Source organism: Pseudomonas quasicaspiana (assembly GCF_021147825.1).
Classification (GTDB): Bacteria; Pseudomonadota; Gammaproteobacteria; order Pseudomonadales; family Pseudomonadaceae; genus Aquipseudomonas; species Aquipseudomonas quasicaspiana.
Genome location: NZ_JAGTPI010000066.1, coordinates 24,073 through 32,748 on the forward strand (window position 1 = coordinate 24,073; position 8,676 = coordinate 32,748).

The 8,676-nt window shown below is 56.5% G+C and carries 4 protein-coding genes; all 4 read right to left on the reverse strand.

The genetic code is table 11. The features are described 5' to 3' along the window. Positions 1-2: 2 nt before the first annotated feature. Complete coding sequence (locus KDX30_RS25450) at positions 3-3,296, reverse strand: transglutaminase family protein (protein ID WP_231677819.1); 3,294 nt, start codon at positions 3,294-3,296, stop codon at positions 3-5. A gap of 373 nt (positions 3,297-3,669) precedes the next feature. Then, positions 3,670-4,113 (reverse strand): hypothetical protein, encoded by a 444-nt coding sequence (locus tag KDX30_RS25455; RefSeq protein WP_231677820.1) that lies wholly within the window; start codon positions 4,111-4,113, stop codon positions 3,670-3,672. Between the two features lie 165 nt (positions 4,114-4,278). Next, on the reverse strand, positions 4,279-5,589 hold the full coding sequence (locus KDX30_RS25460; protein ID WP_231677821.1) for a hypothetical protein: 1,311 nt from the start codon (positions 5,587-5,589) through the stop codon (positions 4,279-4,281). A 490-nt stretch (positions 5,590-6,079) separates the two neighbouring features. Then, positions 6,080-8,383, reverse strand: coding sequence for a YgiQ family radical SAM protein (locus KDX30_RS25465; protein ID WP_231677822.1), 2,304 nt, complete (start codon positions 8,381-8,383; stop codon positions 6,080-6,082). Positions 8,384-8,676: the final 293 nt, after the last annotated feature.

Below are 8,676 nucleotides of genomic sequence, written 5' to 3' on the forward strand. Positions count from 1 at the left end.
TCTTATTTATGCAGACGCATATCCAGCGTCATTGGCAGTTCATCGTTAACGCTCAGCAGTGGCACTTCCAGTTTGCCGGGGGTGTGACCGATCCTGAAGAACCGCGCCAGACGGCGGCTTTCCGCTTCGTTGGCGTTGACTGGCAGGGTTTCGTAATTGCGCCCACCAGGATGCGCGACATGATACTCGCAGCCGCCCAGTGAGCGCTGCATCCATGTATCAACCAGATCGAAGACCAGCGGTGCATGCACCGGAATGGTCGGTTGCAGACAATTGGCAGGTTGCCAGGCCCGATAACGCACACCGGCAACAAATTCGCCAACCCGCCCGGTGGGCTGCAACGGTATCGCAATGCCATTACAGGTCAATACATACCGTTTCGGCGGAAGGCCATTAATCTTGACCTGCAAGCGCTCCAGCGAAGAATCCACGTAACGCACAGCGCCGCCGGCCGAACCCTCCTCGCCCAGCACGTGCCACGGTTCCAGCGCCTGACGCAATTCCAGCTCGATGCCGCTGACTGCATAATCGCCAACCTTGGGGAACCGGAACTCCAGATGCGCCGCAAACCACTCGGCGCGTACCGGATAACCGGCACTGTTCAACTCTTCGATCACGTCCGCAAAGTCTTGCTCGATGAAGTGCGGCAGCATGAACCGGTCATGCAGCTCAGTACCCCATCGGGCCAGCTTGGCCGGTGCATACGGCTCGCGCCAGAACCGCGCGACCAGCGCACGCAGCAACAGTTGCTGAGCCAGGCTCATCCGCGCATGCGGCGGCATTTCGAAGGCACGCAGCTCCAAAAGCCCCAAACGGCCAGTGGCACCGTCCGGGGAATAGAGCTTGTCGATACAGAACTCGGCCCGGTGGGTGTTGCCGGTGACATCAATCAGCAAGTTACGCAGCAGCCGGTCAACAACCCAGGGCGCTACTTCTTCACCGGGTTTGGGCATCTGCGCGAAGGCAATTTCCAGCTCGTACAGCGAGTCGTTACGCGCCTCATCGACCCGTGGTGCCTGGGAAGTCGGGCCAATGAACAGCCCGGAAAACAGGTACGACAGCGACGGATGGTTGTGCCAGTAGCTGAGCAGGCTGCGCAGTACATCAGGACGGCGCAGGAACGGCGAATCCCCGGGCGTCGCGCCACCCAGTACGAAGTGGTTGCCGCCGCCGGTACCGGTGTGACGGCCGTCGATCATGAATTTTTCGGTGGTCAGTCGCGTCAGACGCGCCTGTTCGTAGAGAAACTCGGTGCGCTCCACCAACTCGTCCCAGGATGCGGACGGCTGTACGTTGACTTCAATGACTCCCGGATCAGGCGTGATACGGAAATTCGCCAGACGCGGATCGCTCGGCGGCTCATAGCCTTCAAGCAGAATCGGGCAGTTCAGCTCTTCGGCGCTGGCTTCGATGGCCGACACCAACTCCAGGTAATACTCGAGTTTTTCCAGCGGCGGCATGAACACATACAAACGCCCTTCCCGCGCTTCGGCACAGAGCGCCGTGCGGGTCAGCCAGTCGGCCGACTCGTCGATCTTCGGCATACGTTCAGCGTTGGCGTCCAGCTGTTCTGTTAGCCCGGTAAGTTGCGCCTGAACTTGCCCGTCATCTGGCAGTTCGAGAAAATCCTGATTGAAGTCGGTGGGGTGAATGAACGGATATTCCGCCGCCTTGACCCAGGGTTGCGATGCCAACGGCAAACGATAGCCCAGCGCCGAATCACCCGGCACCAGACGGCAATGGGTATCCCGCAGATACCAGCGACCACTCTGCCAGCGATCACCGTCGACGGAGCGCGCCAAGGGCAGGACCTGACCGATAACCTTGTCCAGCCCTTGAGCAAACACCTTGCGCAGTCGCGTACGCTCGAGTTCGTCACTGAGACGTGAGTCTTCGGCACTGACGTTGGCAGGCAGTGCGCCCTCACGCCACAGGTAATAGAAATTGTCTTCGTAGGCAGGGAACACAAAACGCGTCGGCACTTTCAGCCGCTCAGCGACGCTGGTCAGGAACTTCCCGGCCAGTTCGCCCGTTGCACCGTAGCTTTCGGTTTCGTCGGCGATCAATGCATTGTTGTGCCACACAGGCTGCCCGTCTTTACGCCAAAAGCAATTGAGCGACCAGCGCGGCAACTGCTCGCCCGGGTACCACTTGCCCTGACCAAAATGCACGATACTCAGCGGCGCATAGTGTTTGCGCATGCGCTGGAACAACTCGGCCGACAGGGCGCGCTTTTTCGGCCCCAGTGCAGCGGTGTTCCACTCGGCACCGTCGCGATCATCAATGGAGACGAACGTGGGCTCGCCCCCCATGGTCAGTCGCACGTCGTTGTCAGTCAGGTCGCGATCGATCTGATGGCCCAGCGCTTGAATCTCGGCCCACTGTTCTTCGGTGTAAGGCTTGGTAACGCGAGGCGCTTCCCAAATGCGCTCCACCGACATTTCATGACTGAACTCGGTTTCGCACGGTTCAACCAGACCACTGATCGGCGCTGCCGACGAAGGCTCCGGGCTGCACGCCAGAGGAATATGCCCCTCCCCCGCGAACAGGCCGGACGTCGCATCAAGCCCCACCCAGCCTGCGCCCGGCAGATACACCTCACACCAGGCGTGCAGGTCAGTGAAATCGACGTCGGTACCGGATGGCCCATCAAGCGCTTCAACGTCAGCCTTGAGCTGAATCAGATAGCCGGATACGAAACGCGCGGCCATGCCCAGATGACGCAGTAACTGCACGAGCAACCAGGCCGAGTCGCGGCAGGAGCCAGAAGCATTTTCCAGCGTGAATTCCGGGGTTTGTACGCCGGGCTCCATGCGGATCAGGTAATCGATGTCCTGACTCAGGCGCTGATTGAGCCCGACCAGGAAGTCGATGGCAGGCAATGGCGTGCGGTCGATGCTGGCCAGATAGTTGGCAAACTTTGGCGTCAGCGGGAGTTTTTCAAGATACGGCGCCAGTTCGCGCTGCTCTTCGCTGGCATAGAAGAACGGGATCTTCTCGGCATAGGGCTCGAGGAAGAAGTCGAACGGGTTGAAGACCGCCATTTCGGCGACCAGATCGACTTCGACACGCAGCTCGTTGGTCTTTTCCGGAAAGACCAGACGCGCAAGGTAGTTGCCTTGAGGGTCTTGCTGCCAGTTGATGAAGTGATTTTCAGGCAGGACTTTCAGTGAATACGACAAAACCCGGGTGCGGCTGTGGGCCGCAGGACGCAGGCGGACAATCTGCGGACCCAGTTCAACCGCTCGTTCGTAGCGGTAATGCGTGACGTGGTGCAAGGCAATGTGAATCGACACGGCGTGCCTCCTGCGAGCCTGGACGGTAATGGAACCGCGCAAGACTTATGCCATCCGGGCAAATACGGCGGTTCCTCGATGGCGAGGCAGAACCAGGCACTATTAAAGCGCCTACCGTGCCCCGCGGTGCAAGCGTTGCACAGAAATAAGGCACAGGGAGGGAAAATTTGTGAACGAGCTGACGGACAGTCGAGGGGGCTGAGCAGATTGTGATCAGCTGTGGCGGCGAATTCATTTACGACAGCGGGACTACTGAAATCAGTTACGTCTGACGGGGTGCTTTGTGAATGAATTCGCTGCCACTGGGAGCCGGCGGAGAAACAGTGAGGATATTAAACTGTAGCGTGAGTTAGAAATTCGCGTGAGTAGACTCTTAGTAGCTGTAGTGAACAGCTATTGAATCTTCACCAGCGGGAGTTCCCTGGTTTTGTCCGCCACTCACCAAATGCTTAATAGTAATTCTCGCAAATCTGTCAAAACTATGGTGATTAAAAGCCTCAATCGAGCCTGAAGAGTTCTTGGAAATTTCTTCGCACTGGTCGTAACCAGCTCTTCCTGGCCGGGTATAACATATCTGAACGCTCTCACCTGTATTATTCGGATAGTAGGTACTAGTCCAATTTATGCTCTCCAAGCGTTTCGGTAAATAACGTTGACTTCTGGGAAAATCCATAGTCATCATCGTAAACTGGGACAGACCAACGCCAGCTTTGGCGACCACAATCCGGTCAGGCACTTTAGACTTTGTAATGACATCCTCTGCTGCGAACGTATTGGCTGACAAAGTCAAAAGTGTGATTGCTATAATTTTCTTCACGAGTCATTCCTTGAGTGTTGTGCTTAATACCCCAAGCTTACTCAACAGTCCAGGCCGCGCGACATACATATATATTAAATAAAAGACCAATCAGAGGCATCGCTGCGCTCAATACGGCGCGACCAAGTGATTCGCGCCGTTGTAAGCCGAGGATCGGTGCGAGCCCTACATTTCGCCAAGCCGATCCCATAGACTGCCAAGCCAACCCGGCTCTCTTGGGTGAAGATCATTGCCGGGCCATTCGCGTAATATCTCCAGCCCCGCCCTGGTCCTCACAAGCTCCAGATGGGGTCGAACTGTTTTATCGTCCCCCTCCCCCGAATCCCCCCTCAGTGCTCGACCTTTCTCTGTCAGACGCAAAACTCCCCCCTCACTGACGACATATTGAACGAAATTCGCCATCCTGACCGTACTGGAGGTCGTCATTACGTAGTACCCCTCCCCTGACCTGGGCACATAGCTAGAGAACGTGCTCTCCACAGGAGCTGCTGTATTAGATTCATCAGAGAACTTCGTCACGACATGTTCCATGAATTCAAAATAACCCAAGTTCACCAACGCGCCAGAGGCTGGAGTCAGCGCATATCGTAAAAAATCCGGATCGAGCCGTGTGCTATTTATAGTGGCGCCATTCAATATACGCGACGCGACAACTGCATCTTCTTCTGGAAAAGCAACCGTCAACTTCCAACCCTGGAGATCGTAATTGCACTTGTTAAAATCCGACTTGAAATGCCCATACATCCGATAATGCCCAAGAGAACGAGCGACCCCATCAACATATTCCATATCAACATCTTCACCTTGAGCATAAGCATAGATATCAGAAAGCAGCCCGCGATCTTCTTTCGTGAGGTACTCACATTCGTTACGGGCGAGGTCCCCAAATTTTAAACCTTTGGACGCATCCGCGATGGCGGGCTCGCGCACTCCGAACAAGCGCTCCACCATTAACTGGCGGCCCACCTTATTTGCTTGAGTAGCAGCTACATCAACTTGAGACGGGGGAACAACTTTCGGCTGCTCGCTCAACCTCAATGCTTGAGTAAAGGCCAGCTCGGGAAGTGATTGTTGAATCACCTCCAGAGGGTTCGCTGCGTCCATTACGCTTAGCGACATCTTGCTGCCCGAATAGAGCTCAATCTTCTGCTGCAAATCGACGGCATAACCAACCGGATACTGGCTTTGCTCAATGGGTGCCAGTGACTTGAAATGAGAGAGCGCTTCATTAAAAAAGCCGGTCATTTTCCCGGTGGTGTCGTACTCATGCAGCGCGTGCCGGGTCGCATTCTGCCGCCAGAGCTGTTCCTGACTGGATAACTCTTGCAGGGCCGCCACACGCTCTGCGACGGGAAAATCACCACCTTCGTCATACGCAATCAAAGCCAACTGATCTTGGGGCATACCTTGAAAAGGGCTGGCAAACGTATTGGCTTGCTGGACTTGATGAGTCCCGCCCAACAGCTCGTCGAGCACTTGCGACGCCTTTTGCCCAATTGCCTGCGGGTCTAGGGAGGCATCCCTGGCCTGGGCACGCGAAGCAGCCGCGCTAATCTGACGAGCGAGGACTGAAACCGAGCTACCGGTGCTAGCCTGATCGGTCACCTCGTCAGCAACTATGGTTGCTGTGGCTGAGGTCCTGCTGTCCACAGTTGAGATGACACCCTGAGCTCTCACTGAATTGTTATTGATAATGAGCACCGCGATCTCCCTGACTTAGGCGGCTAGCAACGCTAGCGCTTCTGTTGAAGAAACCGAGGATAGGCTCAGGCCGCCCCACTGGATGTAGGACTAACTGCGTCGTCGCGTGGGAATAGTCCTGTTTTGCTTCCAGTGTGTGTCAGGCGGGTTGCTATCGGGGAGAAAACCAGATCGCCAGGCCTTTTCCGGTAGAACGTCAAAGCCCTATAGCCAGAACGCAAAACGCCAACCCGAAGGTTGGCGTCAGATGCTCAGAACAACACCGTTATCGCGGAACGACCGGTTTACGCTTGGGCGGCTTGGGGCCTTTGCCTTTCGCAGCATCCATACGCTCTTTAGCGGCCTGCCTGTTACGCGCCTCGGCGGCGGCCTTGGCTTGCTCGCGTTTGTCCCAGGGTTTGCTGCCATCGCTGCCCCGAGGTGGCAAGCCGGTGTGCTGGGTGAGGATCCGCGTGGTTTCCTTGGCGACCTTGTGGCTGCCAGCGGGTGTCGAGTTCTTACGTCGGGCGCTCTGGTAGCTGTCGGTGGTGGGCTGGTGCAGCGGGATCAGTTGATCCTTGCCCGAACCAATAAGGTCGGAGCGGCCCATACGGGTCAGTGCCTCACGCAGCATTGGCCAGCCTTTCGGGTCGTGATAGCGCAGGAACGCCTTGTGCAGACGGCGTTGCTCTTCGCTTTTCACGATGGTCACTGCATCGCTCTTGTAGGTGACCTTGCGCAGCGGGTTTTTGCCCGAGTGGTACATGGCCGTCGCAGTAGCCATCGGCGAGGGATAGAACGCCTGCACCTGATCGGCGCGGAAACCGTTGCCCTTGAGCCACAACGCCAGGTTCATCATGTCTTCATCGGTAGTGCCTGGGTGGGCCGCGATGAAGTACGGAATCAGGTACTGCTCTTTGCCCGCTTCCTTGGAATACTTCTCGAACATGCGCTTGAACTTGTCATAGCTGCCAATGCCCGGTTTCATCATCTGGTTGAGCGGACCTTCCTCGGTGTGTTCCGGGGCGATCTTCAGGTAACCACCCACATGGTGCGTCACCAGCTCTTTAACGTATTCCGGTGACTCGACCGCGAGGTCATAGCGCAAGCCGGAAGCAATCAGAATTTTCTTCACGCCCGGCAACGCACGAGCACTGCGATACAGCTGAATCAACGAAGAGTGATCGGTGTTCAGGTTCGGGCAGATGCCTGGGAACACACAGGACGGCTTGCGGCACGCGGATTCGATTTCCGGGCTCTTGCAGGCAATGCGGTACATGTTCGCGGTCGGGCCGCCGAGGTCCGAAATCACCCCGGTGAAACCTGGCACCTTGTCACGAATCTCTTCGATCTCGCGAATGATCGACTCTTCAGAACGGTTCTGAATGATCCGGCCCTCGTGCTCGGTGATCGAGCAGAAAGTACAGCCACCGAAACAGCCACGCATGATGTTTACGGAGAAACGGATCATGTCGTAGGCCGGAATCTTTTCCTTGCCGTACGCAGGATGCGGAATACGTGCGTAGGGCATGCCGAACACGTAGTCCATTTCTTCAGTGGTCATGGGAATCGGTGGCGGGTTGAACCAGACGTCAACTTCACCATGCTTTTGCACCAAAGCACGAGCATTACCCGGGTTTGTTTCCAAGTGCAGTACGCGGTTGGCGTGGGCGTAAAGAACCGCATCGGCACGCACTTTTTCCACAGAAGGCAAACGGATAACCGTTTTGTCCCGAGTCATGCGCGGGCTGGCCAATATCTGCACGACCTTGGCTTCGTTCGGGTCTTCAACCGGACCTTTTTCCTGCTCGATGGCGCAGGCTTGAGTGTCTTGGGTATTCACATACGGGTTGATGATCTTGTCGATCTTGCCTGGACGGTCGATACGGGTGGAGTCCACTTCGTACCAGTCTTTAGGCGTGTCACGGCGGATGAACGCCGTACCGCGCACATCGGTAATGTCTTCGATCTTGTGGCCGTAGGACAGACGCTGCGCCACTTCGACAATGGCGCGCTCGGCGTTGCCGTAAAGGAGAATGTCGGCGGCGGCGTCGATGAGGATCGAGTTGCGGACCTTGTCCTGCCAGTAATCGTAATGGGCGATGCGGCGCAGCGAGGCTTCGATGCCACCCAGCACGATAGGCACGTGCTTGTAGGCTTCCTTGCAACGCTGGCTATAAACCAGGCTGGCGCGGTCCGGACGCTTGCCCGCCATGCCACCTGGTGTGTAGGCATCGTCGGAACGGATTTTCTTGTCCGCGGTGTAGCGGTTGATCATCGAGTCCATGTTGCCTGCAGCGACACCGAAGAACAGGTTCGGCTCGCCGAGCTTCATGAAATCGTCTTTGGACTGCCAGTTCGGCTGGGCAATGATCCCGACGCGGAAGCCCTGAGACTCCAGCAGCCGGCCGATGATTGCCATGCCAAAAGACGGGTGATCGACGTACGCATCACCGGTCACGATGATGATGTCGCAGGAATCCCAGCCAAGCTGATCCATTTCTTCCCGGCTCATGGGCAGGAAAGGCGCAGGCCCGAAACATTCGGCCCAGTACTTCGGATAGTCAAATAACGGCTTGGCTGCTTGCATGTTGGAACCTACGTTTGCACGTTGGAAAAATCGCGGGCGCGGAATATAGCACAAATTTTGATCAAGTCCGACGGCAATGGTCGGAATTGAGTTACTGATGGCGGTACTGCCTATTACCCGTGGGAGCTGAGCTTGCTCGCGATGAACGATCACGCGCTATCGCCATGAAACCGAGTCGCCAGTATCGCGGGCAAGCCCTAATGCCTGTCAGTTAAGCTCCGTTGGTTTTTTCTTTGGATATTTGACCGGCCTTGGTTTGACCACTCGGGGGTAAGCTCGCTTACGCCTGGGTG

What these genes read in the sequence shown, in the direction of transcription:
- KDX30_RS25465 (WP_231677822.1), bottom strand. Translation starts at nt 8,383, where the DNA reads ATGCAAGCAGCCAAGCCGTTATTTGACTATCCGAAGTACTGGGCCGAA.